At 65.1% G+C, this 26266-nt stretch carries 27 protein-coding genes; 7 read left to right on the plus strand and 20 right to left on the minus strand.

Going from position 1 to position 26266, the window contains the following annotated elements; translation table 11 throughout:
* Positions 1–91: 91 nt before the first annotated feature.
* The 3 genes from DT603_RS02430 to rpoE all read right to left on the minus strand — a co-directional run bounded on the left by DT603_RS02430 (position 92) and on the right by rpoE (position 3235).
* Positions 92–1654, minus strand: a complete 1563-nt coding sequence (locus tag DT603_RS02430) for a DegQ family serine endoprotease (protein WP_162348238.1) — start codon at positions 1652–1654, stop codon at positions 92–94.
* Positions 1655–1745: 91 nt separating this feature from the next.
* On the minus strand, positions 1746–2600 hold the full coding sequence (locus tag DT603_RS02435) for a sigma-E factor negative regulatory protein (RefSeq protein ID WP_162348239.1): 855 nt from the start codon (positions 2598–2600) through the stop codon (positions 1746–1748).
* Entirely contained in the window at positions 2597–3235 is a 639-nt protein-coding gene (rpoE, locus tag DT603_RS02440; RefSeq protein ID WP_162348240.1) for an RNA polymerase sigma factor RpoE, read from the minus strand. Before rpoE ends, DT603_RS02435 begins: the two co-directional genes overlap by 4 nt.
* Before the next feature lie 231 nt (positions 3236–3466).
* Here rpoE and DT603_RS02445 point away from each other — a divergent pair, with 231 nt between their 5' ends.
* Together DT603_RS02445 and DT603_RS02450 are read left to right on the plus strand one after the other, a co-directional pair.
* The gene (locus tag DT603_RS02445; protein WP_162348241.1) at positions 3467–5533 is read left to right on the plus strand and encodes a 3-hydroxyacyl-CoA dehydrogenase NAD-binding domain-containing protein; all 2067 of its coding nucleotides are present in this window, start codon (positions 3467–3469) and stop codon (positions 5531–5533) included.
* A gap of 56 nt (positions 5534–5589) precedes the next feature.
* Complete coding sequence (locus DT603_RS02450; RefSeq protein WP_162348242.1) at positions 5590–5763, plus strand: hypothetical protein; 174 nt, start codon at positions 5590–5592, stop codon at positions 5761–5763.
* A 73-nt stretch (positions 5764–5836) separates the two neighbouring features.
* On the opposite strand, the gene DT603_RS02455 is transcribed toward DT603_RS02450, so the two are convergent.
* The 12 genes from DT603_RS02455 to DT603_RS02510 all read right to left on the minus strand — a co-directional run bounded on the left by DT603_RS02455 (position 5837) and on the right by DT603_RS02510 (position 16095).
* The gene (locus tag DT603_RS02455) at positions 5837–6196 is read right to left on the minus strand and encodes a PilZ domain-containing protein (RefSeq protein ID WP_162348243.1); all 360 of its coding nucleotides are present in this window, start codon (positions 6194–6196) and stop codon (positions 5837–5839) included.
* Positions 6193–7236 (minus strand): DNA polymerase III subunit delta', encoded by a 1044-nt coding sequence (locus DT603_RS02460; protein ID WP_162348244.1) that lies wholly within the window; start codon positions 7234–7236, stop codon positions 6193–6195. The genes DT603_RS02455 and DT603_RS02460 overlap by 4 nt, the downstream gene beginning before the upstream one ends.
* Positions 7237–7293: 57 nt before the next feature.
* Positions 7294–7941 (minus strand): dTMP kinase, encoded by a 648-nt coding sequence (gene tmk, locus DT603_RS02465; RefSeq protein ID WP_162348245.1) that lies wholly within the window; start codon positions 7939–7941, stop codon positions 7294–7296.
* Positions 7938–9035, minus strand: a complete 1098-nt coding sequence (mltG, locus tag DT603_RS02470; RefSeq protein WP_162348246.1) for an endolytic transglycosylase MltG — start codon at positions 9033–9035, stop codon at positions 7938–7940. The genes tmk and mltG overlap by 4 nt, the downstream gene beginning before the upstream one ends.
* A gap of 82 nt (positions 9036–9117) precedes the next feature.
* Positions 9118–10500, minus strand: coding sequence for an aminodeoxychorismate synthase component I (locus DT603_RS02475; protein WP_162348247.1), 1383 nt, complete (start codon positions 10498–10500; stop codon positions 9118–9120).
* Positions 10501–10695: 195 nt separating this feature from the next.
* Positions 10696–11934 (minus strand): beta-ketoacyl-ACP synthase II, encoded by a 1239-nt coding sequence (gene fabF, locus DT603_RS02480; RefSeq protein WP_162348248.1) that lies wholly within the window; start codon positions 11932–11934, stop codon positions 10696–10698.
* Positions 11935–12048: 114 nt separating this feature from the next.
* Positions 12049–12288 carry an acyl carrier protein gene (acpP, locus tag DT603_RS02485; RefSeq protein ID WP_162348249.1) on the minus strand — a complete coding sequence of 80 codons (240 nt, stop codon included), beginning with the start codon at positions 12286–12288 and terminating at the stop codon, positions 12049–12051.
* 125 nt (positions 12289–12413) lie between these two features.
* Positions 12414–13163, minus strand: a complete 750-nt coding sequence (gene fabG, locus DT603_RS02490; RefSeq protein WP_162348250.1) for a 3-oxoacyl-ACP reductase FabG — start codon at positions 13161–13163, stop codon at positions 12414–12416.
* Positions 13160–14104, minus strand: coding sequence for an ACP S-malonyltransferase (gene fabD, locus DT603_RS02495; protein WP_343037709.1), 945 nt, complete (start codon positions 14102–14104; stop codon positions 13160–13162). The genes fabG and fabD overlap by 4 nt, the downstream gene beginning before the upstream one ends.
* 96 nt (positions 14105–14200) lie before the next feature.
* Positions 14201–15211 (minus strand): beta-ketoacyl-ACP synthase III, encoded by a 1011-nt coding sequence (locus tag DT603_RS02500; RefSeq protein WP_162348251.1) that lies wholly within the window; start codon positions 15209–15211, stop codon positions 14201–14203.
* A gap of 86 nt (positions 15212–15297) precedes the next feature.
* On the minus strand, positions 15298–15495 hold the full coding sequence (gene rpmF / locus DT603_RS02505; protein ID WP_162348252.1) for a 50S ribosomal protein L32: 198 nt from the start codon (positions 15493–15495) through the stop codon (positions 15298–15300).
* Positions 15496–15585: 90 nt separating this feature from the next.
* Entirely contained in the window at positions 15586–16095 is a 510-nt protein-coding gene (locus DT603_RS02510; protein WP_162348363.1) for a DUF177 domain-containing protein, read from the minus strand.
* Positions 16096–16213: 118 nt separating this feature from the next.
* On the opposite strand from DT603_RS02510, the gene DT603_RS02515 reads away from it, so the two are divergent.
* On the plus strand, positions 16214–16783 hold the full coding sequence (locus DT603_RS02515) for a Maf family protein (protein ID WP_162348253.1): 570 nt from the start codon (positions 16214–16216) through the stop codon (positions 16781–16783).
* A gap of 13 nt (positions 16784–16796) precedes the next feature.
* Here the strand turns inward: DT603_RS02515 and DT603_RS02520 are convergent, their stop codons facing one another.
* Positions 16797–18635 carry an ArnT family glycosyltransferase gene (locus DT603_RS02520; protein ID WP_162348364.1) on the minus strand — a complete coding sequence of 613 codons (1839 nt, stop codon included), beginning with the start codon at positions 18633–18635 and terminating at the stop codon, positions 16797–16799.
* A 53-nt stretch (positions 18636–18688) separates the two neighbouring features.
* Here DT603_RS02520 and DT603_RS02525 point away from each other — a divergent pair, with 53 nt between their 5' ends.
* From DT603_RS02525 to DT603_RS02540, 4 genes are read left to right on the plus strand one after another with little or no spacing between them, the layout of a single operon-like run.
* Entirely contained in the window at positions 18689–19642 is a 954-nt protein-coding gene (locus DT603_RS02525; RefSeq protein WP_246191522.1) for an AAA family ATPase, read from the plus strand.
* A 14-nt stretch (positions 19643–19656) separates the two neighbouring features.
* Entirely contained in the window at positions 19657–20613 is a 957-nt protein-coding gene (locus tag DT603_RS02530) for a DUF58 domain-containing protein (protein ID WP_162348366.1), read from the plus strand.
* Positions 20603–22540: a transglutaminase TgpA family protein gene (locus tag DT603_RS02535; RefSeq protein ID WP_162348254.1), complete on the plus strand. Its 1938-nt coding sequence runs from the start codon at positions 20603–20605 to the stop codon at positions 22538–22540. The genes DT603_RS02530 and DT603_RS02535 overlap by 11 nt, the downstream gene beginning before the upstream one ends.
* A 17-nt stretch (positions 22541–22557) precedes the next feature.
* The gene (locus DT603_RS02540) at positions 22558–23073 is read left to right on the plus strand and encodes a Slp family lipoprotein (RefSeq protein ID WP_162348255.1); all 516 of its coding nucleotides are present in this window, start codon (positions 22558–22560) and stop codon (positions 23071–23073) included.
* Positions 23074–23134: 61 nt separating this feature from the next.
* Here the strand turns inward: DT603_RS02540 and DT603_RS02545 are convergent, their stop codons facing one another.
* From DT603_RS02545 to dnaX, 4 genes are read right to left on the minus strand one after another with little or no spacing between them, the layout of a single operon-like run.
* Entirely contained in the window at positions 23135–23497 is a 363-nt protein-coding gene (locus tag DT603_RS02545) for a histidine triad nucleotide-binding protein (protein ID WP_162348256.1), read from the minus strand.
* A 16-nt stretch (positions 23498–23513) separates the two neighbouring features.
* On the minus strand, positions 23514–24113 hold the full coding sequence (recR, locus tag DT603_RS02550) for a recombination mediator RecR (RefSeq protein WP_162348257.1): 600 nt from the start codon (positions 24111–24113) through the stop codon (positions 23514–23516).
* A gap of 34 nt (positions 24114–24147) precedes the next feature.
* Complete coding sequence (locus DT603_RS02555) at positions 24148–24468, minus strand: YbaB/EbfC family nucleoid-associated protein (RefSeq protein WP_162348258.1); 321 nt, start codon at positions 24466–24468, stop codon at positions 24148–24150.
* A 13-nt stretch (positions 24469–24481) separates the two neighbouring features.
* Positions 24482–26200: a DNA polymerase III subunit gamma/tau gene (dnaX, locus tag DT603_RS02560; RefSeq protein WP_162348259.1), complete on the minus strand. Its 1719-nt coding sequence runs from the start codon at positions 26198–26200 to the stop codon at positions 24482–24484.
* Positions 26201–26266 lie beyond the last annotated feature (66 nt).

Consider the following 26266-nt stretch of genomic DNA (forward strand, 5'->3'; position numbering starts at 1 on the left):
GTCAGGAAGAATAACGGCGCATTATCGCATGGCCGCCGTGCTGGCTGCCCGTCGGTCGCCCTACGGGCCTCGTCTTTCCCGATACCGGCTGCTATTCGTCCTCGCCCGCGGTCACCGGAACGAAGGCTGTGCCGCCCCGGGGGCTGCGGACGAGCAACATGACCACCTGGCCCGGCTTGACTGCACGCAGCTCCTGGTTGAACTGGGTGACGCTGCCGACCGGCCTGCGGCTTACCTGCAGGATCACGATCCCCGGCTGCAACCCGGCCTCGCCAGCGGACGTGCCGGTCACCCGGGTGATGCGAATGCCTTCGCCAGCCTTCAGCCCCATCTGCTTGCGGGTATTGGCATCCAGGTCAGCGACGGCGATGCCAAGGATTGCAGACTCCGCGCGCGCCGGATTGGAGGGAATGTCCGCCTGCGCGGGACCCCCTTCCGCAGTTTCCTGCGAGGTCTCGTCCAGTACCGACAGGGTCACGGCGACATCGCGCGGCTTGCCGTCGCGCAGGATCCCTAGCTTCACCTTCGAGCCGGGCGCCATGGCGCCGATCAGGGGCGGCAGGTCACTGGAGTTGGCGATTTCAACGCCATTGACCGAACGGATCACGTCACCTGCCTCCAGTCCGGCCTTCTGGGCGGCGCTGTCGGCCAGCACATCGTTGACCAGTGCGCCGCGGGTGTCGGGGAGCCCGAAACCCCTTGCGGCATCGGTGCTGATCGCCCCGACCTGCACGCCCAGCTGTCCACGACTGACCTTGCCGGTCTTCTTCAACTGTTCGACCGCACTCATGGCCAAGTCGATTGGAATGGCGAAGCTGATGCCCATGTAGCCGCCGGAAGCAGAGAAGATCTGCGAATTGATGCCAACCACTTCACCACTGGTGTTGAGCAGGGGACCACCGGAATTGCCCTGGTTGATCGCCACGTCGGTCTGGATGAAGGGGACGTAGCGCTGGTCCGCGTAGGGATTGCTGCGGCCGGTGGCGCTGACGATGCCCGCGGTGACCGAGTGGTCCAGGCCGAAAGGCGAACCGATTGCAACCACCCATTGGCCCGGCTTCAGGCTGTTCGAATCGCCAAGGCGTATCGATGGCAAACCCGTGGCCTGGATCTTCAGCAACGCCACGTCGTACTGCTGGTCACTGCCGATGACCTTGGCAACCAGCTCGCGTCGATCAGACAGCTTCACCGTGACCTCATCGGCACCATCAACAACATGGTGGTTGGTCAGCACATAGCCATCGGGGGAGATGATGAAGCCGCTGCCCATCGACGTACCGCGGCGCTGGGGCGTGCGCGGACCCTGCTGTGGCCCCGGCATCTGGAAATCGGGACCGAAAATGCGGCGGAAAAACTCTGGCATCTCGTCGTTCCCGGGCATCTGCCCCTCGGCGGGCTGCGCGCCCCGTGCGCTGGGGCGTGAGCCAACTTTCGCTTCGATATTCACCACACCCGGGCCTACCTGGTCTACCAGGCGGGTGAAATCAGGCAAGCCGGTGACAATTTGCGGAGCACTGCTCTGGGCAATCGAACTGACCACGGCAGGTGCGGCACCGGGCTGGGCTGGGCTGGGCTGCTGGGCGCAGGCCGCCAGCGGAGTGGTCAGGATGCACAGTCCAAACAGGCTGTTACGGATACGGACACTGGGGGTCATCGAACGCATGCCTCGATAGGTGTGGATAGTGGGAAAGGAGCAAGACCCGCCTGCCTGGATGCAGCTGGCCGCGGGTCGGGCACCTGCGGCCTCAGCGATTGCGCGCAGGGGCTTCCGGCAGGGTGACCGGTGGAGTCGACGGCAGCCGCGGCTCGAACGGATAGAAGGTCTGGGTGGCGCGATCAGTCGAATAATCGGCATTGAAGCCCCCGCTGCCCGAGGAGTACTGCGGCAGCACGGCGCGCGGCCAGGGACGTGCCAACGGGGCATTCATCTGGGCTCCGGAGAAAGGATCACGTCCTTCCGTCGCAGGCACGCCGGCAATGGCATGGACCACCGGAATCGAAGCGGAAGCAAACGCACGATCCGGCAGCTTGCGCAGCGTGGCGGCATTGCGCGCAGCCTGCTGGCTGCGCGTGGCACTGCGCCGCGAAGCCTCGACCTGCCGGCGCGGCACGCTTGCCACGGCCACGCTTGCCGAGGTCACCGTTGTCGCTGCCTGGACAGCAGGCGATGACAGCGCTGGCGTCGTCGAAGCAACTGGAGACTGCCCAGCCACGGCAGGCGTTGCCTGTGAAGGGCCGTCGTCGGGCACCTGCTGGCGCACCATGAACAGCGCTATCGCCGCGACGGAAGCGGCCAATGCGCCTCCACCCCAGCGGGCCAAGGTGCCGCGGTTTCGACCGGAGGCACTATTCGGCGTTGCCTGCGCGGGCTCTTCTGCAATGGCGGCGGCGATGCGTTCGGCGAAGCCCGCTGGTGCAGGCGCCTGCGCCTGGCCACGCAAGGCATCCCCGCACAGCTGCCAACGCTCGAGGCAGGACGTCAGATCGGTGTCGTGCTGCATGCGCCTCAACAGGAAGCGCGCCTGGTCAGGGGCCAGGTCGCCATCCATCAGCGCTGACAGCTGCTGGAAATAATGGGTGTCGATCTTGTCGGTGGTCATGTGCGGGTACGCTCCCGGGTAGCGCTTTCGGAATCGACCAGGGGTCGAAGTTCGGCATCGATGGCCTCGCGGGCACGGAATATGCGCGAGCGCACGGTGCCGATGGGGCAATCCATTTTCTGCGCGATCTCGTCGTAACTCAGGCCATCGACCTCGCGCAGGGTGATGGCGGTCCGCAGCTCTTCCGGCAACGCATCCACGGCCTTCATCACCGTGCGCTCCAGCTCCTGGCGCATGAGCTCGCGTTCCGGCGTATCGGTGTCGCGCAGGCGGCTGCCCGTGTCGTATTGCTCAGCATCGCTGGCGTCTACGTCGTCGGTTGGCGGACGGCGGTTGTGGGCGACTAGATGGTTCTTGGCTGTATTCACTGCGATCCGGTGTAACCAGGTATAGAACTGGGCATCGCCGCGGAAATTCCCAATGGCGCGGTAAGCGCGCATGAAAGTGTCCTGGGCAACATCCTGGCATTCGCTCCAGTCATGGATATAGCGTCCGATCAGGGCGATGATCCGATGCTGGTACTTGCGCACCAGCAGGTCGAACGCCGCACTGTCGCCACGCTGCACCCGCCTGACCAGTTCAAGGTCCAGTTCCTGCGGTGGGGCTGTTTCGGTTTGGGTAAGCACATCGGCCATGCCGGGCCGCACTCCTGTCGGCTCGGCTGATGACCGAGCACTGTGACCGCCACTGCGGGGAAAAGTTCAGAAGCACGCGCAAACGGCTTCCTTATCAACGATTTAACCTGAAGACCCGGGTTATGCCCATGCCTGCAGTCATGACCCTGTCAATGAGTGGGGATTTGACGTGGGTTAAACAACCTCGGGATGATAGTCGCCTTCCCCATACGCGAACGGATGGTTTTGATCATGGCAGCTAGCTTCGATGGGCTCCGATTCAGTCATTGGCAAACGGAGTCACGCGAGGACGGCATCGTCGTGCTGAGCCTTGATCGCCAGGGGGCTGCGGTCAATGCCCTGTCGCAGGATGTGTTGATCGAACTGGGCGACCTGGTCGAACGCATTGCCATCGATCCGCCCAAGGGCGTGGTGATCCGTTCCGCTAAGACGGCAGGCTTCATTGCCGGCGCCGACCTGAAGGAATTCCAGGAATTCGATCGCAAGGGCACGGTCAACGATGCGATCCGCCGCGGCCAGGCCGTCTTCCAGAAACTCTCGGAGCTTCCCTGCCCCACCGTGGCGGCGATACATGGGCACTGCATGGGCGGCGGCACTGAAATCTCGCTGGCCTGCCGTTACCGCGTAGCGTCCAATGATCCCTCCACGCGCATTGGCCTGCCGGAAGTAATGCTCGGCATTTTCCCCGGGTGGGGAGGCAGCGCGCGCTTGCCGCGCCTGATTGGTGCCCCCGCGGCGATGGACCTGATGCTTACCGGCCGCACCTTATCGGCATCGGCTGCCAAGGCTACGGGCCTGGTGGACAAAGTAGTGGAGCCTGCCCTTTTGCTCGACGCCGCCGTCGCCCTGGTGCAGAAGGGAACGCAACGCGCGTTCAAGCAACGCGCAACGGCCTGGGCCACGAATACATGGCTGGCCAGGCAGTCGCTGGCGCCGCAGATGGCCAAGCAGGTTGCGCGCAAGGCACGCAAGGAACACTACCCTGCCCCGTATGCGCTGATCGATACCTGGAAACGCAGCGGCGGCAGCAACATCCAGGCGCGCCTGGATGCCGAACGCCGTGGCGTGGTGAAGCTGGCGGCGACGCCCACCGCACGCAATCTGATCCGCATCTTCTTCCTGCAGGAGCGCCTCAAGGGTCAAGGTGGCAAGGAACATGGCATCAAGCACGTACACGTGGTCGGCGCCGGCGTCATGGGCGGCGACATCGCGGCGTGGTCAGCCTACAAGGGTTTCGAAGTAACCCTGCAGGATCGCGAGCAGCGTTTCATCGACGGCGCACTTACCCGGGCCGCGGAGCTGTTCAACAAGCGCGTGAAGGATGATTCGAAACGGCCGGCGGTCGTCGCCCGCCTGAAGGGCGATCTGGCCGGAGAAGGCGTGGCGGTTGCCGACCTGGTGATCGAGGCGATCATCGAGAACCCCGAGGCCAAGCGCGATCTCTACCAGTCGGTCGAACCCCGGTTGAAGCCCGATGCCCTGCTCACCACCAACACCTCGTCCATCCCGCTGACCGAGCTGCGCGAACACATCCAGCGCCCTGCGCAGTTCGCGGGCCTGCATTACTTCAACCCGGTCGCCCAGATGCCGCTGGTGGAAATCATCCGCCATGACGGCATGTCGCCGGAGACAGAAAAGCGCCTGGCCGGCTTCTGCAAGGCCATCGACAAGCTGGCCGTGCCGGTTGCCGGCACGCCGGGCTTCCTGGTAAACCGGGTGCTGTTCCCCTACATGCTGGAAGCGGTCACCGCGTATTCGGAAGGCATTCCGGGCCCGGTGATCGACAAGGCCGCCGTGAAGTTCGGCATGCCGATGGGACCCATCGAACTCATCGACACAGTCGGCTTGGATGTCGCCGCGGGCGTAGGCAAGGAGCTTGCGCCGTTCCTCGGGCTGCCGATCCCCGCGGCCCTGTCCGCTCCGCCGGAAGCCGGCAAGCGCGGCAAGAAGGATGGCCAGGGGCTGTACAAATGGGAAAACGGCAAGGCGATCAAGCCTGAGGTGGCCAAGGACTACCAGGCCCCATCGGACCTCGAGGATCGCCTGATCCTGCCGCTGCTCAATGAAGCCGTGGCCTGCCTGCACGACGGCGTGGTCAGCGATCCGGACCTGCTGGACGCCGGCGTCATCTTCGGCACCGGCTTCGCACCGTTCCGCGGGGGTCCGATCCAGTACATCAAGGCTGCGGGCGCCGATGCGCTGGTCGAGAAGCTCAAGGCGCTGCAGGGGCGCTACGGTGATCGTTTCTCGCCGCGCCCCGGCTGGGACTCGCCAACACTGCGGAAACCGACCGTCTGATTGCCCCGGCAGGACGGACTACCCTCCATTCCCAACCAAAGACGGACTCATACCCAATGTTCAACCTCAGTGCTCCCACCGCGGGCATGTTCTTTATTTCACTCTTGCTGGGCGGCATCGGCGTGGCGGCCAAGCTCGGCTATATCCCCGCGCTGGCTGGCCAGGCGTTCTGGATACTGTGTGGCGGGCTGGCCGTATTGATAGCCGGAAATCTGTTCAAGGGGCTTTGAAGCAACATGACCTGCAATGAAAAAAGCCCGGCATGCCGGGCTTTTTTCATTGCTTCCAGACGGCCCGCCAGCTCTACATCGTGCTGGTGGGCTTGTCCGCGTTGAGGGTGCCGGCCAACAGCGTTTCGATCTTGCTCTTCACCGCTTCGCCTTCACTGGTATCGGCGAACTGCACGCCAATACCGGCAACCCGTGCGCCCTGTGCGCCTACGGGGGTCACCCAGATCACCTTGCCGGCGACCGGCAGGCGCTCGCTGGAATCGGGAAGCGTGAGCAGCACGAACACCTCGTCGCCCAGGAAATAACGCTTGGGCGTGGGCACGAAGATGCCGCCGTTCTTCACGTATGGAATGTAGGCGTTGTACAGCGCCGCCTTGTCCTTGACCGCCAGGGACAGGATGCCCTGCCGTCCACCACCCGCTACTGCATTCACGCCCTATCTCCTTTGGCGGCCCGGGTCCGGTCAACACCGCGCCAGGCCAAGAGCAAATCCACTATTGCAAGATCGCCGCGAACCGTGGTCCCCAACAGGTCGCGCGTACGGTTTGCGGCATCGAACCACGTTGCCAGCTTGTGCAATCGGGCCGGATCGGTCAAGCCGGCAGTGCCCGCCTGCGCCAGCACCAGGTCGGCCGCGTGGCTCAGGCGAAGGTCGGCGTGCTCATCGGAAGCCCAGCGTTGCGCGGTTTCAATGACGCCGATGTCGCCACGCTCCAGCTTCTCCAGGTCGCTGGCCACCGACTTCCTGAGGGCCATGCCACCGTCCCGCAGCCACTCATCCGCCAGGCCGGGATGGCCGCGCGCCGCGCCAAGCGCTTCCTCTGCATCCTTGCTGGAATGCCCCGAACTGACCAGCCAGGCCAGCGCTTCGTCCATGGGGGGCAACTTGAATTCGAGCTTCTGGCAGCGACTGCGGATGGTCGCCGAAAGGCTGGCGGGCTGCGCACTGATCAACCACAGGTAACGTCCGGGCACGGGCTCCTCGAGTGTCTTCAACAAGGCGTTGCTGGCGCTCTCGTTCATGGCCTCGGCCGGATCGATGATGGTGACCAGTGCCTCGCCATATTGCGGTGTCTTGGCAAGCCGTTCGGACAACACGCGCACCTGGTCCACCACGATCTGGGTGAGTTGGCGCGCCGGCGAAGGGCTCATGCGCCAGGCATGGCCGAGGAAGATCACATCCGGATGGGTTGGATGCCCGTGGGGATGGGCCAGGGATTTGTCGGGCCGCAACTCCAGGTTCTCGCGCTGCGAACGCGACAGATAGAGCAGGCAACCCCGGCACTTTCCGCATGGCTGGTGGCCGACCCGGGCGGTGCAAAGCACGTACTGGGCCAGGTGCTCGGCCACGGCGCGCTTGCCCAGGCCCTTGGGCCCGCAGATCAGCAGGCCATGGCCCAGGCGACCGGCCTCCAGCGCCACGACCGCCTGTTCGTAGGCACGCTGTTGCCAGGGTGAGAATTCAGTACGCATGCCGCCCCCCGCAAGAAACATGCCGCCGCTTCGCCGCCTGCGGAGGAGGCAAAGGACTCACGGGTTCGCCTCAAGCCAGCTGGTGACCGCGCCGTGTACAGCGGCACCCACGGCCGCAGGCGGCTGGCCGGCATCGATCACCCGGAACCGCTCGGGCTCGGCAAGGGCGCGCTTGCGGAATCCTTCCCGCACGCGCTCGAAGAAGTCGTCCTGTTCGCTTTCGATCCGGTCCGGCCAAAGATCGCGGCCGCTGGTGCGCGCCCGGCCTTCGCGCACGTCCAGGTCCAGCAGCAAGGTGAGTCCTGGTTTCAGTCCCACCACCCTGCGCTCGAGCTCCTCTACCAGGGCGCGATCCAGCCCGCGGCCATCGGACTGATAGGCATAGCTGGAATCGGTGAAACGGTCGGTAACCACGTAGGCGCCGCGCTGCAGCGCCGGGCGGATGACCTCGCGTACATGCTGCGAACGCGAGGCGAACATCAGCAGCAGTTCGGTCTCAGGCGCCAGCGGCTCCTCATGGGAACTCAACAACAGCTCGCGGATGCGCTCGGCCAGCGGCGTGCCGCCAGGCTCGCGGGTCAGCACCACTTCATGGCCGCGAGACTGCAACAGTTCGCGGATTGCGGCGATGGCACTGGTCTTGCCAGCACCCTCGCCGCCCTCGAGGCTGATCAGGCGCGGATGCTTCAGCAGGGCTTCCCTCATTGCTGCGGCTCTTCCTGCGGCAACGCCGGGCGTCGCAGCTGCTGCAGGTAGCGCGCGACGGCAGCGTTGTGCCCGTCCAGCGTGGGCGAGAACACGTGGCTGCCACTGCCATCACCCAGCGCAACGAAGAACAGCGCGTCGCCCTGGGCTGGATTCACAGCCGCGCGCAGTGCATCGATGCCCGGCATGGCGATGGGCGTGGGAGTCAGGCCGGCACGCGTGTAGGTGTTGTAGGGCGTATCGGTGAGCAGGTCGCGACGGCGGATATTGCCGTCATAGGTGCTGCCGATTCCATAGATCACGGTCGGATCGGTCTGCAGTTTCATTCCCAGCTTCAGGCGACGGGCGAACACGCCGGCAATCTGCGGGCGCTCGGAGGCCAGCCCGGTTTCCTTCTCGATGATGGAGGCCAGTATCAAGGCCTCGTCCGCCGATTTCAGTGGCACGTCCCGGGCGCGCGCGCTCCATGCTTCCGCAAGCACTTTCTCCATTGCATCATGGGCGCGCCTGAGCACGTCCGCGTCGCTGTCGCCGCGCGAGTAGACATAGGTCTCGGGAAGGAACCTGCCTTCCGGATGTTGCCCCGCATGCCCCAGCAAGGTCATCAACGCGGCATCGTCCAGCGCGGTGGTTTCATGCAGCAGCGGCGTGGCCGCATTGATCGCTGCGCGCAACTGGCGGATGTTCCAGCCTTCGACAATGGTGAAGCGGTAGTTGATGACCTTGCCGTTGCGCATGTTCAGCAACAACTGGCGTGGCGTGAGGCCCGGCGCCAAGGCATATTCGCCCACCTTCAGGCTGCCGGCCACGTCGAGTTGGCGAGCCAGTGTGCGCCACTCCAGGTCCTGACCCTGGTCAACGCCCGCCGCGCGCAACTTGCGCAGCACGCCCGGGAACGAATCGCCGGATGCCACCACCACGCTGTCTCCTGCCTGCAGGCCTGCAATGGGCCGGTCGCTGAAGCCGGTGTAGCGCTGCAGCAGCCACGCGCCGCCTGCGGCCGCCAGTGCGAGCAGGACCAGACAACCTATGACGAACGCACGGCAACCGCGCTTGGGAGCTGGGGACACGATTTCCTCGGACGATTGGGTCATGGAGTGCAGGATACCTTGCGCCCCGTTGAATTTAGGAAGCGCCCACGCCCTGGAGCACCAGCGACCTTTCCCAGCCAGCCGCTCAGCGGCCCAACGCCTGCAAGGGTCCCAGCGCTTTCAGCATGCCGCGCGCCTTGGCCCGGGTCTCGTCCAGTTCACGCTCGGGAATGGAGTCGGCGACGATGCCGGCACCGGTGCGGAACACCACGTTGCTGCCGCCTCCTTCAGCGGGAAATATCTCCGCGCTGCGGATCAGGATGTTCAGGTCAAGGTCGCCATCGCGGTTCAGCCAGCCAAAGGCACCGGTATAGGCGCCGCGCGCCTGGCCTTCGAGCTCGGCGATGATCTGCATGCACCGCACCTTGGGACAGCCGGTGATGGTGCCACCCGGAAAAGTGGCGCGGATCACTTCGCCCGGCGTCGTGCCCGGACGCAGGCGGCCACGCACGTTGCTGACGATGTGGTGCACGTGGGCATAGCTTTCCACGGTCATCAGTTCGTCCACTTCCACGCTGCCGGGCTCGCAGACGCGCCCCAGGTCATTGCGCTCCAGGTCGATCAGCATCACGTGCTCGGCACGCTCCTTGGGATGGCCGACCAGTTCGCGCATGCGTGCGGCATCATCGTCGCCCTCGAAGCGCGGGCGCGTGCCGGCGATGGGCCGCGTTTCGACCACCTCGCCACGAACCGAGACCAGCCGTTCAGGCGAGGAGCTGGCGACGGCCCACGCACCAGCAGAGAACAAGCCGGCGAAAGGGGCAGGATTTGCGATCCGCAGGCGCGAGTAAAGCGCGGCAGGATCCACGCTTTCCTCGAAGCGGGCGCGCCATGCGCGTGAAAGATTCACTTGGAAGATGTCGCCTGCGGCGAGGTATCGCAGAATGCGTTCGACTCCGTCGATGAAACGCTGCGGTGGTTCCTCGAGGATTTCCGCCGGCTCACGCCACGGCCCCAGCCCAGGCGCCGAACGCGAAGCTGCTATGTCGTCGGTTATCGCGGCGAGCAACGCCGTAGATCCGGTTTCGGCCACGGCTACGCAATGGCCGGTGAGCCGGTCGCGCAGGATCGCGGCGGGACAGCGCAACGCCAGTGCCACTGGAACGGCCCCGGGCCCTGCCGGAAGCGCCAGCACCGGCTCGACCTGCGCGGCAAGTTCGTAGTTGAGCAACAGCGCCCAGCCGCCCCGGAACGGCCATCGCGGTTCCTCGCGCGGAATCCGCAGGGACTGCCATTCGGCGTCCAGCGCGTCCAGGAAATCCGCTTTAAGCGGTTGGCCATCCAGCGTTGAAGTGAGCCCATCGATGCCCAGGCGCAGCCCGCTGCCGTCGGTGGCCAGCAGCAGGTCCCACCTGCCCTGCGCCGTGCTGGATGCAACGGACTCAAGCAGCAGCGGGTAGCGCGACGGGGCCAGGCGATGCAAGCCGAGCAGGTCGGTATCGGCGGGTAGCGAGCGGGATTCGATCATTCGGTATTCTTCATCGCGGCATTACCTGGATCCGCCTTGTTTTCGGCTGTCCCCCCCGCATGAGGAAAGGCGACCCGCGCAATCCAGTACTGCATGAATGTCGGACGAAGCCCGCTGTAAGCGGCAGCCATCGGCAAGGAGGAATCCGTGCATCTGATTTCCATGCTGCGCTGGCCTTCAGCGGCCGAGCACTACTCAGATGCGCTTGAACACCAGCGTGCCGTTGGTGCCGCCGAAGCCAAAGCCGTTCGACATGGCCACGTTGATCTTCTTTTCACGCGCGACGTTGGGCACGTAGTCCAGGTCGCAGCCTTCGCCCGGATTTTCCAGGTTTATGGTCGGCGGAATGATGCCCTTGTCTATGGCCAGCACCGAGAAGATCGCTTCCACGCCACCGGCGGCGCCCAGCAGGTGGCCGGTCATCGACTTGGTGGAGCTGACCATGGTCTTGTAGGCGTGGTCGCCCAGCGCGCGCTTCATGGCCAGGGTTTCGGCCAGGTCGCCGAGCGGCGTGGAGGTGCCATGGGCATTGAGGTACCCGACCTGGTCGGCGTTGATCCCGGCGTCCTTCATGGCCATTGCCATGCAGCGCGCCGGACCCTCGCCGTTCTCGCTGGGTGCGGTCATGTGGAACGCATCGGAGCTGGCGCCGAAACCCGCCAGCTCGCAATAGATGCGCGCCCCACGAGCCTTGGCGTGTTCGTACTCCTCGATCACCAGGATGCCGGCGCCGTCACCCAGCACGAAACCGTCGCGGTCCTGGTCCCAGGGACGTGAAGCCGCCGTCGGATCGTCGTTGCGCGTGGACATCGCCTTCATCGAGCAGAAGCCGCCCACCGAAGTCGGCGAAGAGCCACGCTCGGCACCGCCGGCAATCATCACGTCGGCATCGCCGTACTGGATCATGCGCATGGCCATGCCGATGGAATGGTTGGAAGTGGCGCAGGCCGAAACCGCGGAGAAGCTCGGCCCCTTGATGCCCTTCATGATGCTCAACTGGCCGGGCAGCATGTTGATGATGGTGCTGGGGATATAGAACGGCGAAATCTTGCGCGGCCCACCCTCGATGTATTTAGCGGTCTGTTCCTCGATGCCGAGGATGCCGCCAATGCCGGCGCCGATGATCGCGCCGATCCGCTCTGCGTTCTGCTCGGTGACTTCCAGTCCCGAATCCTCCATCGCCATCAGCGAGGCGGCGACACCGTAATGGATGAAGGCATCCATCTTCTTCACGTCCTTGGGGGACATGTACAGGGTGGGATCGAAGCCGCGGATCTCGCCGGCGATGCGGGTGGTGAACAGCGAGGCATCGAACGAGGTAATCGGGCCCAGCCCTGAGCGGCCATTGATGATGCCATCCCAGCTGCTGGCAAGGTCATTGCCCAGGGGCGAGATCATGCCCATGCCGGTGACTACGACGCGACGCTGGTTCATTGCGATTCCTCATCCTGTTGTGGGTGCGCGCCGACCCTACGCCGGCGCACTGACACCCTGCAAATGCACGGGGCCGCAAGCGCGGCCCCGGCACGACTCATCTAAACGTACTGCTCAGGCCTTGACGTGCGCCTTGACGTAGTCGATGGCCTGCTGCACCGAGGTGATCTTCTCGGCGTCTTCGTCCGGGATTTCGCACTCGAACTCTTCTTCCAGCGCCATTACCAGTTCCACGGTGTCGAGCGAATCGGCGCCGAGGTCATCGACGAACGATGCGCTGGTGGTGACTTCTTCTTCTTTGACGCCAAGTTGTTCTATGACGATCTTCTTGACGCGTTCTTCGATGCTGCTCATTGGTTTTGGCTCCAGACGGAGTTGAGTGAACGGGGAGTAGTTTAGTGTAAACCGTCGATTCGGTGCAGGCCTTGGCAACCGCCCTGCAATCAATCACTTACATGGCAAAGGTACTACCAATTATGTTACGGCATGTACATGCCGCCATTCACGTGCAGGGTTTCGCCAGTGATGTAGGTGGCCGAAGGGCCCGCCAGGAACGCGACCGCGCGCGCGATGTCAGTAGCCTCCCCAAGTCTGCCGAGTGCGATCTGGCCGATCAGCGCCTGCTTGGCGTCTTCAGGCATGGCACGGGTCATGTCGGTATCGATGAAACCCGGCGCCACCACGTTCACGGTGACGCCGCGGCTTCCGATTTCCTTCGCCAGTGATTTCGAGAAGGCGATGATGCCCGCCTTGGCGGCGGCATAGTTGGATTGCCCCGCGTTGCCGGTCACGCCAATGACCGAGGCGATGTTGATGATCCGACCCTTGCGCGCTTTCATCATGCCGCGCATGACCGCCTTGGATGTGCGGTAGACGCTGGTCAGGTTGGTGTCGAGGATGGCCTGCCAGTCATCTTCCTTCATACGCATAAGCAGGTTGTCGCGGGTGATGCCGGCATTGTTGACGAGAATGCTGACGCCGCCGAATTCCTTGCCGATGGAATCGATCAATGCCTCCACCGCGGCCGCATCGGTGACGTTCAACTCACGCCCGTGCCCCTGCTGAGCGGCAAGTCGCTCGCCGATCGCGGCAGCGCCGGACGCCGATGTCGCCGTGCCGATGACGATTGCGCCCTGCGCAGCCAGTTCGTCGGCGATGGCGGCGCCGATGCCGCGACTGGCGCCGGTGACCAGAGCCACTTCCCCTTCGAGGATCCGGATATCGCTCATGCCTGCTTCCATTCTTCCAATGCGGACTGGAAATCGCCGGCCGTGGCCAGTGATCGTGCTTCAAGGGATTTGTCTATGCGCTTGGCCAGGCCTGTGAGCACCTTGCCCGGCCCACATTCGGCCACGCGCGTGATGCCCTGTGCGGCAAGCGCCAGCGTGCAACCGGACCAGCGCACCGGCAGGTACAACTGCCGCACCAGCGCATCGCGGATCGCGTCCAGCCCTGCCTGCACCTGCGCGTCCACATTCTGCACCACAGGCAACGAGGGCGTGTTCCAGTGCATGCCGCGCATGGCCTCTGCCAACCTGTTGGCGGCTTCGCGCATCAACGGCGTATGCGAGGGCACGCTCACCGCCAGTTTGACGACCTTGCGCACACCACGTTCGTTGAACAGCGCGATGGCACGATCCACCGCCTCCGCGTCGCCACCAATCACGACCTGGCCGGGCGAATTGAAATTGGCCGGCACCACGACCTGGCTGCCGGACGCCTGCACGCAGACTTCCTCGACCAGCTCATTGTCGGCGCCGATCACGGCGGCCATGGCGCCGACGCCAGCCGGCGCGGCGTCCTGCATCAGCTGTCCGCGCAGGCGGACCAGATGCGCGCCGTCCACCAACGACAGCGCGCCTGCGGCTACCAGCGCGGTGTACTCACCCAGGCTGTGTCCGGCCAGCAGGGACGGCATGGCTCCACCTTGTGCCTGCCACGCACGCCACACCGCGATTCCTGCTGCCAGCAAGGCCGGCTGCGTGTATTCGGTGCGATTGAGCATTTCTTCCGGGCCGCCCTGCGACAGCGCCCACAGGTCGACACCGGCGCCCTCGGAGGCCTCGACGAAGGTCTCGCGGATGACGGGATGGAATTCGGAGAGTTCGGCCAGCATGCCGACCGATTGCGAACCCTGGCCGGGAAACACGAAAGCGAGTTGCGACGAGATGTCTGACGCCTGGGTCACGCGGAGTCCGCCTTTCGAAAACAAGCGGCGATGATAAGGGCCAATCGGCGCCAGCGTCTGTACGACTGCGTATGTGAATCAGTAGCGCAGCAGCGCCGAACCCCAGGTAAAGCCGCCACCGAACGCTTCCAGCAACAGCAGCTGGCCACGTTGCACGCGCCCGGAACGCACTGCCTCATCCAGCGCCAGCGGCACCGAGCCCGAGGAAGTATTGCCGTGTTTGTCCACGGTGACCACAACGCGGTCCATCGACATGTCCAGGCGTTTGGCCGTGGCTTCGATGATGCGCAGGTTAGCCTGGTGGGGAATCAGCCAGTCCAGGTCGTGCTTGGACAGGCCATTGGCTTCGAGGGTCTCGTCGACCACGCCATCGAGTGCCTTGACCGCGTACTTGAATACGTCGTTGCCCTTCATGTGGATGCGCGAACCGCCATTGGGCTGGTCATGCTTGAAGCCCGACGAAACACCCACCGGGTTCCACAACAACTCTTTTTTCGCGCCATCCGCATGCAGGTGCGTGCTGAGGATGCCGGTTTCGCTGTCGGCCTTGAGCACGACGGCACCGGCGCCGTCGCCGAACAGCACGCAAGTGGTGCGCTCGGTCCAGTCGACGATGCGGCTGAGCGTTTCCGCGCCGATGACCAGCACGGTCCTGGCATCGCCGCAGCGGATGAACTTGTCGGCCACGCTGAGTGCGTATACGAACCCCGAACATGCCGCGTTTACGTCAAGCGCCGCACAGCCATTGGCGCCGATCCGTGCCTGGATCAGGCAGGCGGTGGACGGAAATATGAGGTCGGGGGTGGTCGTGCCCACGATGATCATGTCGATCTCGGAAGCAACAACGCCTGCCGCTTCCATCGCGCGAACCGCGGCGTGGTAACCGAGGTCGCCGGTAGTCTGGCCTTCGGCGGCTATGTGGCGTTCACGGATACCGGTGCGACTGCGGATCCATTCGTCGCTGGTATCGACCTGCTTGGCCAGGTCGTCGTTGGTCAGCAGTTTGTCGGGCAGGTAGCTGCCCGTGCCGGCGATGCGCGCATAGATACGCCCAACAGGCGACGGCCCGTTCGAAACACGCTCGCTCATGCCCGCTCCTGCTGCTGGCCCCTGCAGGGCCGGGAAACCCACCGCATCAAGTCAAACCACCGCGCGCCGACGGGCGCGCAACGGGATCAATCCTCGTCGGAAACCGAGTCGGCCTTGGTCGCGATGACCTTCTTGCCGCGGTAGTAGCCGTCGGCGGTCACGTGGTGGCGCAGGTGGATCTCGCCGCTGGTGGGATCGGTAGCCAACTGCTTGGCGGTCAGGCTGTCGTGCGAACGACGCTGGCCACGACGGGACGGGGTGACGCGGGATTTCTGCACTGCCATGGTATTGCTCCGAACTATTTCGCTGGTGTTGCGTTGTGTTGGTGTGCCGGCCAGTACGACGACCGGTGTGCTTGTACAAGATGCTACTGATCAGTTCTTCTTCAGCGACCCCAACCCTGCGAACGGGCTGGCCTTCGCCAATTCCTCTTCCGGAATGGGCCAGTCGCGATCCACCGCGTCCGACCGGGGATCCGTCGGGATGGCGGGAACCGCCAGCACCAACTCATCCTCCACCAGGTCCAGCGCCCGCAACATGCCGTCTTCGGGCACCAGCAGGGCTTCGTATTCAGCAGGCAGCGCGGCTTCGTCCGCTTCATCACGGATCAGGCCGAGCCGCTGCACGATATGCACCGGGAACAGGAACCTCTGCAGGCTGCGCTGGCATTCCAGCGGCAACTCCGCATCGATCCGCAATTCCACGTAAGCCAATTTGAGCAACGGATCGCTGTCGAACTGCAGCGAGAAGGAAACTTCGCCTTGAGTGTCGATCAGCAGGTCCCTTACGCGCTCCAGGGCGGATAGCGGAAAGGTGCCCTCGAAACCGCGCCTGGCCGCGACCATGCGCCAAACATCCAACATCTCGGGCACGTTCACAGGCATAAGCCGCTGAATTTTAAGGATGCCGACAGGTGCTGTCAAACCCGGGCAGCCCATCAGGACGTGATTTGCCGGATGGGCGGTGCTTATGCAGAATCCGGTCCGGCCCAAGGAGCATCCCATGCCACTGATTCTGGCCTCCACCTCCCGCTACCGTCGCGAACTGTTGGAGCGGCTTGGACTGCCCTTCCATGTCGCCCGACCAGACGTGGATGAGTCTGCCCTCGCCGATGAATGCGCGGACATGCTGGCACAGCGCCTGGCCCGGGCCAAGGCGCGGGTGATCGCCGCCCAGCATCCGGAGGCCTGGACCATTGGCTCAGATCAGGTCGCCACCCTGGCCGGCCTGGCACTGGGTAAGCCGGGTACTCGGGAACGGGCGATCGCCCAGCTTCGGGCCATGTCGGGCCGGAAAGTCGAATTCCATACCGCTGTCTGCGTGATGCGCGGGGACACCTGTCTCGAGGCCATAGATATGACCCTGGTGACCTTCCGCATCCTGCAGGACGATGAAATACATCGCTATGTGGACTCAGAGCAGCCGTTCGATTGCGCCGGCAGCTTCAAGTGCGAAGGCTTGGGGATCTGCCTGTTCGAGGCGATTGAGTCGCGCGACCCCACCGCGCTGGTCGGACTGCCGCTGATAGCGCTGTCCGGCATGCTGCGACAGGTGGGCTTTGCGCTGCCCTGATGCGGCCCGAGGTTCAACGGACCTCGATCGGCTGTTCCGCCCAGTCCTCCACGCTGCCATCACTGCCATGCAGGCGCAGGCCCAGCCAGTGGCGCCCCGCTGCTACTGAGGTCACGTCGACCTCTGCGCGGAAACCCACGTTGGGGTGGTTGGGATCGGTCGAAACCTTCCAGTAGGCCGCCGTGCCTGGGCTGGGTGTCCCGTAGTGCGCGCGGGCCACCGGGGCCCCATCCAGCAGGATGTCGACGCCTTCCAGGCCGGCGCCGTCCTTGAATGCCCAGCCCGAGATCTGGAACCGGCCCGATGCGCCGGCTTCGCTTTCAGGGGTATCGATCCAGGCGAACGCAGGCAAGGTGCAGGCGCCCGCGGGCCTTTCGGCCGGCAGGGCGAACAGCAGGAAACGCTGGTGGCCATGGTCCACGTTGACCACGCGCGGTGCCGGCAGCGGACCGACCTGTTTGCAAAGCAGCTGGTAGTACTCCAGCAGCGACTTGAATTGCACGTCGCCCGAGCCCACCACCAGCAGGACGGGCGTGTCACGGCTGCCATCGCTTGTGAGACCCCACAAAGCGAGCTGCGGCGCCCTGCCGTGCTTGTGGTTGAGCGGATGGTCAAGCACCGGGATGCGCGGATCGCCCAGCGCGAAACCGAGTTCCGCTCCCGACTTGAAACTGTTCGCAAGCAGGCGGGTGCCGGCAGGCAGACGGGCCTGCTCCTGGCGTACGGCGGCGGCAAGTGCATCCCATCCGGCGAAGTTGGCCGGATAATATTTTTCCGCGGCGAAACGCTCGCGCCATTGCGGCGTCGACAGCACCAGGTAATACGCCAGCACGATCAGCAGGCCTGCCCCGCTGGACAGCCAGGTGGCGATGCGCCAGCCGCGCGGCCATTCACGCATCAACGCGGGTACCGCGATCAACAGCGGCAGGTAGCCCGGCAATGGCCAGTGGAAACTCACCCGCTCGACGTCGGCGAAAAATCCAAGCGCGAAGAAGCCGACGGTTGAGACGCCACCCAGCAACCCGAAATACCGCCACTGGGCCGGCATGCCCTGGTCGTTCCGGAACGAGCGCACGAACACCTGCATCAACGCGAAGAACAACAACGGAGTCACCAGCGCAGCCTGTACCACCAGGAACCAGAGTCCCGCGGCCTGGAACGACCACGGATGGCGGTCCACCAGCTGGAATCGCAGGCCTGCATCGGAGTTTTCCAGGTTCCAGGCGATCAGCGGCGCCCAGGCCGCTATGCCCACTGCCAGCGCCACCCAGATGCGGGGGTCACGCAGGACCTTGCGTCCCTGCGGCAACAGCAGCAAGGCCACCACGCCGACCCCGATCACGCCAATGAACCGGTAATGGCTGAGCGCGCCTATGGTCAATCCCAGCGCCAACTCCGCCGCCGAAGCGGCATCGATCTCGCGCAACAATCGCGCGCCTGCATCCAGGCACAGCACCGTGGCGAAGGCCATGGGCACGTCCGGCAACGCCAGTACCCCCAGGCTGCCGGCCAGTGGCATCAGCAGCGCCAGGCTGCCGGCCCGCCACCCGGCGGCTTCACCGAACCAGCGGCTGCCGATATGCGCAATCAGCCATGGCAACAAGGCGGCCAGCAACAGGAAAGGCCCGCGCAGGGCCAGTACGTGCTGGCCGCCCAGTTCGGTGCCCAGACGGGTCATCCATGCGGTCAATCCCGGCAGGTCCGAGTAGGCTGCAGCCAGGTGGCGCCCTTCCTGCCAGTAGAACGCTTCGTCAACGAAGAGCGGGAGGCGTGCGGCGATCAGGATCTTGATCGCGGTCACCACTGTCCAGAGGATCAGGAAGGTAAGTTGCGCGCGGGTGGCGTCCTGCATTCTTTCGTCCCGCATATGCCGTTAGACTTCCTTCAAACAGACCAGGGAACACAATGCTCGCCGACGCTTCTGCACGCGGAATGCTACCCGATGCGTTGTTGCAGGCCATGAAGGCCGCGCAACAGCAGGTCAATTCGCTGGTGCTGGGCAAGTCCCAGGAGGTGAGGCTGGCCTTCGTGGCATTGCTCTCTGGCGGCCACCTGCTGATCGAGGACTTGCCGGGCCTGGGCAAGACCACGCTGGCCCATGCGCTGGCGGCGACGCTGGGTCTTGGTTTCCAGCGCGTGCAATTCACCTCCGACCTGTTGCCCGGCGATGTCCTGGGCGTGTCGGTATATGACGCGCAATCGCGGCAGTTCCAGTTCCATCCGGGCCCTGTGTTCACCCACGTGCTGCTGGCAGACGAGATCAACCGCGCCCCGCCACGCACCCAGAGCGCATTGCTGGAGGCGATGGCCGAGCAGCAGGTCACCCTGGATGGCATGACCCGGCCCCTGCCCGATCCGTTCTTCGTCATTGCCACGCAGAATCCGGTCGACCTGTCGGGCACTTATCCATTGCCTGATTCGCAACTGGACCGCTTCCTGCTGCGGCTCACGCTGGGTTACCCCAGCCAGCAAGCCGAGCGCGCATTGCTGGCCGGCACCGACCGTCGCGAACTGATCGCGCAGGCCCAGCCGCTGCTTTCCAGCGCCGACGTGCTGGCGTTGCGCAATGCGGTCAACGAAGTGCACGCCAGCGACGCACTGCTGGATTACGTGCATGCGCTGGTGACGCGCAGCCGCCAGCAGCCCGGCGTGCGCGTGGGCCTGTCCCCACGTGCAGGCATCGCCCTGCTGCGTGCATCGCGCGCGTACGCATTGCTGCTGGGACGCACGCACGTGCTGCCCGAAGACGTGCAGGCGCTGTTCGCCGCGGTGGCCAGTCATCGCCTGGTGCCGGAAGCAGAAGCCTCCACGGCGCAAGCGCTGGCCAAATCGATATTGCATGCGGTCGCCGTGGACTGAAAGCGGTGGCGAACCTGCGCGAACGCCTTGCTTCCCGGGTCGCGCTGCTGGCGCGCCCGCGCTTGCCCGAATCCCTTCCGGTGCGCCTGGACCGGCGCCGCGTCTACGTGCTGCCGACGCGCTTCGGCCTGTTCTTTGCAGTGCTGGTCTGCGCGATGTTGCTGGGAGCGCTGAACTACAACAACAACCCGGCCTTGCTGCTGGCCCTGCTGCTGGCCGCCACCGGCCTGTCCAGCCTGATCGCCGCGCACCTGCAGCTGTCAGGGCTGGGTATCGACGCGGTTTCAGCCGAGCCGGTCACCGCCGGTGATCGGCTGTCAATGCACCTGGCGCTCTCGGCAAACGACGCGCGGGCGCGCCGGGGGCTGCAACTGCGTTGCCTGGACGCCACTGCCGTTGCATCGCTTTTGGGAAACGGCCCAGCCAGCACCGTCCTGGAATTGCCGACGTCTCAGCGCGGTTGGCTGGACCCCGGCCGCATCCGCATCTCAACCACCCAACCGATGGGACTGGCCCTGGCCTGGGCGTGGGTCTGGCCGGACACCTCCCTGTTGGTTTACCCGGCCATGGAATCACAGGGGCCGCCACTGCCGCCGGGCGAAGGCAATGCCGGGCTGGCACGCCTGCATCCGGCCGGTGACGAACTTCACCACCTGCGTGGCTACCGGCCCGGAGACGCCCGGCGCGCAATCGCCTGGAAGCCGTCCGCGCGTCGCGACACGCTGATGGTGCGTGAGTTCGAACAACCGCTTGCGGTCGAGATCAGCCTTGATTGGCGCGCGCTTGCTCCACTTGGGAACGAACAGCGCATCAGCCGCCTGGCGCGTTGGGTGGACCTGGCCGAACGCGAAGGTCGACGCTATCGGTTGCAACTGCCGGGCCAGCCCGTGCTGGGTCCGGACCACGGCGCTGCCCATCGTCACCTGTGCCTGCGGGCGCTGGCTCTTCTGCCGCGCGACCATGGTCACTGACGTGGCTCGCGATCGGATCGACAAAGCCAGCCGGCTCTGGACGCTGGCTACCGCGGGCCTGTCGCTGATGCCGCTGCTGTTGCAATTGCCGGGCGGGCTGGCGTTGGCGATCGTCACCGCTGCACTGCTGGCCACCGCGGTGGCCTGGCGCAAGCCCATGCCCGCCGGGTTGCGACTGTTGCTTGCGCTGGTGGTGGTGGCTGCGGTGCTGTGGAAAATGGAATTCCGGCTGGGACGTGATACCGGCTGCGCCTTGCTGGCGGCCATGATCGCCATCAAACCCTCTGAAACCAGCACCTTGCGCGACGCACGCAGCATGGTCGGATTCGCCTTGTTCGCGCCGTTCTCGGCGTTCCTGCTGGACCAGGGGCCGATGACGATGCTGCTGGGCCTGCTGGCGGTACTGTGCGCGCTGGTGGCGCTGCAGCGGCTGGCCGCAGTGGAATCAAGCTCCCTGGCTGGCAGCCCCTCAGCGGCGCAACAGCTACTGGCGGTAGGCAAGCTGGTCGGCATCGGATTGCCCCTGGTATTGACTGTCTTCTGGCTGTTTCCGCGCCTGGGCTCGCCGCTATGGGGTATTCCCGGGCGGGCGCTGGGCCGCCCGGGCCTGTCCGACCAGATGACCCCCGGCGGCTGGCTGGACATGATGGCCGACGACAGGCCGGCGATGCGGGTGGAGTTCTTCGGTCCCGCGCCCTCGCAGCAACAGATGTACTGGCGGGGACCGGTGCTCTGGGATTTCGACGGACGCAGCTGGACCCAGCCACGCTGGATACGCGGCCTGCCGGCGAAGCCCATCGACACCGGCAACACGCGCTGGGACTACCAGATCGAATTCGAGCCGACCGATCGCAGGCAGCTGGTGGCGCTGGACCTGCCGATGTCGGCCCCGGCCGGCAGTTTCCTGTCCTCCGATTACGGCCTGTATGCGGCCAGCCCGCTCAGCGCACTCACCCGCTGGCGCCTGCAATCCTCGCCGCCGACCCGCTTCCAGCCGCAGCTTGAGGCCACGCTGCGCCAGCACGCGCTGGCGCTTCCGGCCGGCTACAACCCGCGCACCCTGGCGCTGGCACGCCAATGGCGGAGCGAAACCGGTGATGACGACGCAGCCCTGGTCAGACGAGCGCTGGCCTGGGTGACGAGCGACTTTGCTTACACGCTGGACACGCCACTGCCTGGCCGCGACGGCGTGGATGAATTCCTGTTCGACCAGAAACAGGGTTATTGCCAACACTTCAGTTCTTCCTTCGTGGTGCTGATGCGCGCGGCTGGCATTCCGTCCCGGGTGGTCACCGGTTTTGCCGGCGGCGTGCGCAATTCGATCGGTGGTTACTGGGTGGTGCGCAACATGGATGCCCACGCGTGGGCGGAAGTGTGGTTGCCGGAGCGCGGATGGGTGCGCGTGGACCCCACTGCCGCGGTGGCGCCCGAACGGATTTACGACACGCTGGAGGACCGCCTTACTGCTGGCTCTGGCGCGTTGGGCCAACTTGACCGGCTTGGTGATTTCAGCGACTGGATGCGACGGGGCTGGAATGACCTTGTCCTTGGCTTCAATGCCGACCGCCAGCAACGGCTGCTGCAATCCTTCGGTATCGAACACCTGGGTGGCAGCCGCCTTGGCATGCTGCTGGGCGTGTTCGCCATGCTGGCCCTGGCCTGGATGGGCTGGCTGCTTGCCCGCGGCGAACGTCAGCGCGACCCATTGTTGCGCGCCTGGCATCGGCTGGACCGCCGCTATGCGCGTCTTGGCTTGCAACGGCAGCCGGATGAACCCGCACTGCGCTGGGCCGAACGCGTTGCCCGCGAACGGCCGGAAGCGGCCGGTACGCTGGTTTCGCTCAGCCGCCGTTTCGCTGCAGCGCGCTACGCTCGCGGCGTTGGGGACGCTGCACTACTCAACGACCTGCGTCGGCACCGTCCCTGAATTCCCGGAGATTCGCCATGAACACCAAGACCCGCATGATCGCCCTGGCCGCCAGCACCCTGCTGCTCGGTGCCTGCGCTACCGCACCCAAGCCGCTGCAGGGCACCTTCAACCCGGTATCCCCGCGCGATGCCGTTGCCGGAAGCCAGACCGGAACGTCGGTACGTTGGGGTGGCCGCATCGTCGAGACCAGGCCGGGCCAGGACAACACCTGCTTCCAGCTCATCTCGCGCCCGCTGGGTGGCAGTGGCCGCCCGCTGAGCAGCGCGCCGGACGCGACCGACGGCCGCTTCATCGCCTGCAGGGCCGGGTTCTATGATCCGGCGGTGTTCACCGAGGGACGCGAAGTCACCTTCATCGGGCGGGTCGACGGCGTGGAATCCACACGCATCGGTGATTACGACTACCGCCTGCCACGCATGACCGCCGACGTGGTCTATCTGTGGCCGGAAGTACGCGAAGTCGAGATCCGTCCGTCTCCGTTCTATGACCCGTTCTGGGGTCCGCGCTGGGGACGCTGGGGCTGGTGGTAAGCCGGGCACGATAAAAAAGCCGCTCATCGAGCGGCTTTTTTTTTGCGTGCCACCGATCGGATTACCTTCCCAGGGCGCCGAAATGACCCAGCGGCGCGCCGGCCAGCAGGTGCAGGTGGATATGGAACACGGTCTGACCTGCATCGTCCCGGCAGTTCATCACCACGCGGTAGCCGTTTTCAGCGAATCCCTCGCGCCGCGCGTAGTCGGCGGCGGCCAGCACCAGCTTGCCGACCAGCGCGGCGTCGCCTGGCTGCAGGTCATCAAGCGTGGCAATGGGGTCGTGCTTGGGAATGAACAGCACGTGCACCGGCGCTTGCGGGGCTATGTCCCGGAACGCAAGCACCTCGTCGTTTTCGTACACGATGTCGGCGGGGATTTCGCGGCGGATGATCTTGCCGAATATGGTGTCGTTGCCAGCCATGGGGCTTCCTCTTTGGTTACTTCGGCATTTCGCTGCGCGTACCGAAGGCATGCGACAGCGTGCCCCGGTCCACGTATTCCAGTTCGCCACCCAATGGCACGCCGTGGGCCAGGCGGCTGGGATGGACGCTCTGCTGCCTGGCCAACTGCGCCAGGTAATGCGCGGTGGCTTCGCCTTCCACCGTGGGATTGGTGGCGATGATCAGCTCGGTGATCTCGCCTTGTGCAAGGCGCTCGGACAGCGCATCCAGGCCAAGCTCGCGCGGGCCTATGCCATCCAGCGGGGACAGGCGTCCCTGCAGGATGAAATACAGGCCGCGATAGCCGGTGGCCTGTTCGATGGCCAGGCGGTCAACCGGCGATTCGACCGCGCACAGCAGGTGCTGGTCGCGACTCGCGCTGGCGCAGATGGCGCACACCTCGGTCTCGGTGAAGTCCCTGCAATGCCTGCAGTGGCCGATGCTGTCCAGGGCCACCGCCAGCACTTCGGCCAGGTGCTTGCCGCCTTGGCGTTCGCGTTCCAGCAGCTGGTAGGCCATGCGCTGGGCCGTCTTCTGGCCAACGCCGGGAAGCACGCGCAAGGCCTCTATCAACTGTTCCAGAAGGGGCGCACTCACGGCGACATGTTCCCGGGCACGAAGAACAGGGAAATCAGAACGGCATCTTCATGCCGGGCGGCAGTTGCATGCCCGCGGTCGCCGCGCCCATCCTGCTCTTGGACTCGACATCGATCTTGTTGGACGCATCGTTGAAGGCCGCGGCGATCAGGTCTTCGGCCATCTCCGGGTCAGCCAGCACGCTGGGGTCGATGCGCACCTTGCGGCATTCCTTGGTGCCGGTCAGGGTCACGCTGACCATGCCGCCGCCCGCGCTGCCCGTCACTTCCAGGCTGGCCAGTTCATCCTGCGCGCGCTGCATGTTTTCCTGCATCTTCTGCGCTTGCTGCATCAGTTGGGCGATATTTCCACGCATCTTTCTCTACCTGTCATTCGTCGAAGGGGCGGATGGAATCCGGCACCAGCTTGGCCCCGTGCTGCTGGATAAGGCGCTGGACTTCCGGGTTGCTCATGAAATTTTCCTCATCCGCGCTCTGGCGGATATTGCGCTCGCGATGGCTGCGCTGTTGCAGGGTCTCCGACTCGGCCAGCGCATGGTCGAACACGATGCGCGGCGCACTGCCGAACCTGCCGGCAAGGGTCTTCTCCAGCTCTGCAAGCGACTTCTCGGAACGCAGGTAGTCAAAACCGGCATCGAGGGAAAGACTCAGCACGCCCTCGCTGGCAGCGACGAAGCCTGCATTTTCAGCAAGCTGGCGCGCCGCGCCGCGCATGCCGCTGCTGCTGGCGAACTGCAGCCATTCCTCTGCGCTGGCAATGGCTGACCCGGTGACAGGCTCGCGCACGGGCGCCTCGTCAGCTGTCGGCCTCGTCACCGACCTGGCTGCAGGCGGCTGCACGGGTGCCGGCTCGGGCACCGTGGGCTTCGTGGCCGCAGCAGGAGCGACCCCGGCGGACACGACCGGCGCGGCTGCGACCGGGGCTGCAGTTGATATTCCGGTCACCGGCTTGGGGGCTTCCCCTGCCATGGTGGGCCCGGCCGATACCTGTCCCGCACCGGCAGGCCGGAATGCAAGCATCCGCAACACGCTCATCTCGAAGCCGGCCCGGGTACTGGGCGCCAGATGCAGGTCGCGACGTCCATTGACGGCCATCTGGTACCAGAGCTGCACCACTTCCGGTCGCAGTCGCTGGGCAAAGTCCCCCGCATCGACGCCATCGGCCTCGATGCTGGCACCGGGCACGAGCTGGCACACCTGGATGCGGTGCAAGGCTTCCGCCATTGCGTCGAGCACGCCATTCCAGTCCGGGGAAAACTCGGCCAACGCGGCAACGATCTGCAACAGGCTTGCTCCATCGCCTGCGACCAGTGCCTCGAGCATGGCGCCGACCTGGGTGCGGTCCACCGTGCCCAGCATGGTGCGCACGCCCTCTTCACGCAGCGCGCCACCGTTGCCGCTGCCGGTGTAGGCGATGGCCTGGTCCAGCAGCGACAGTCCATCGCGCAGGCTGCCGTCGGCCGCCTTGGCAATCTGGCGAACCGCGCTGTCATCGGCCTCGATACCTTCGGCCAGCAGGATCCTGGCGATCTGGCCCGATATCTGGTCTTCATCCAGGCGCTTCAGGTTGAATTGCAGGCAGCGCGACAGCACCGTGACCAGCAGCTTCTGCGGATCGGTGGTGGCCAGCAGGAACTTCACGTGCTCCGGCGGCTCTTCCAACGTCTTCAGCAGCGCGTTGAACGCCTGCTTCGACAGCATGTGCACTTCGTCGATCAGATAGACCTTGTACTTGCCCCGCGACGGCATGTATTGCGCGTTCTCGATCATCTCGCGTACGTCGTCGACGCCGGTGTTGGAGGCCGCATCGATCTCCAGCAGGTCCAGGTAGCGGCCAGAATCGATGTCCAGGCAGGTCGAACACTCGCCGCAGGGCTCGGCGCTGGTGCCTTCCTCGCAGTTCAGCGACTTGGCGAATATCCGCGCGATGGTGGTCTTGCCAACCCCCCGCGTACCCGTGAACAGGAACGCATGGTGCACGCGCCCGCTCTCCAGGGCGTTGGTCAGCGCACGTACCACGTGCTCCTGTCCGACCAGCTCGGAAAAACGCTTGGGGCGCCACTTGCGGGCGAGGACGAGGTAGGACATCAGGCAACCGATTTCATCTGAAAGGCCATTGTGCCGCGCCGAGTGGATCTGTCCAAGGAAAGAATT

The sequence above is a fragment of the Pseudoxanthomonas gei genome, assembly GCF_010119615.1.
GTDB lineage: Bacteria > Pseudomonadota > Gammaproteobacteria > Xanthomonadales > Xanthomonadaceae > Pseudoxanthomonas_A > Pseudoxanthomonas_A gei.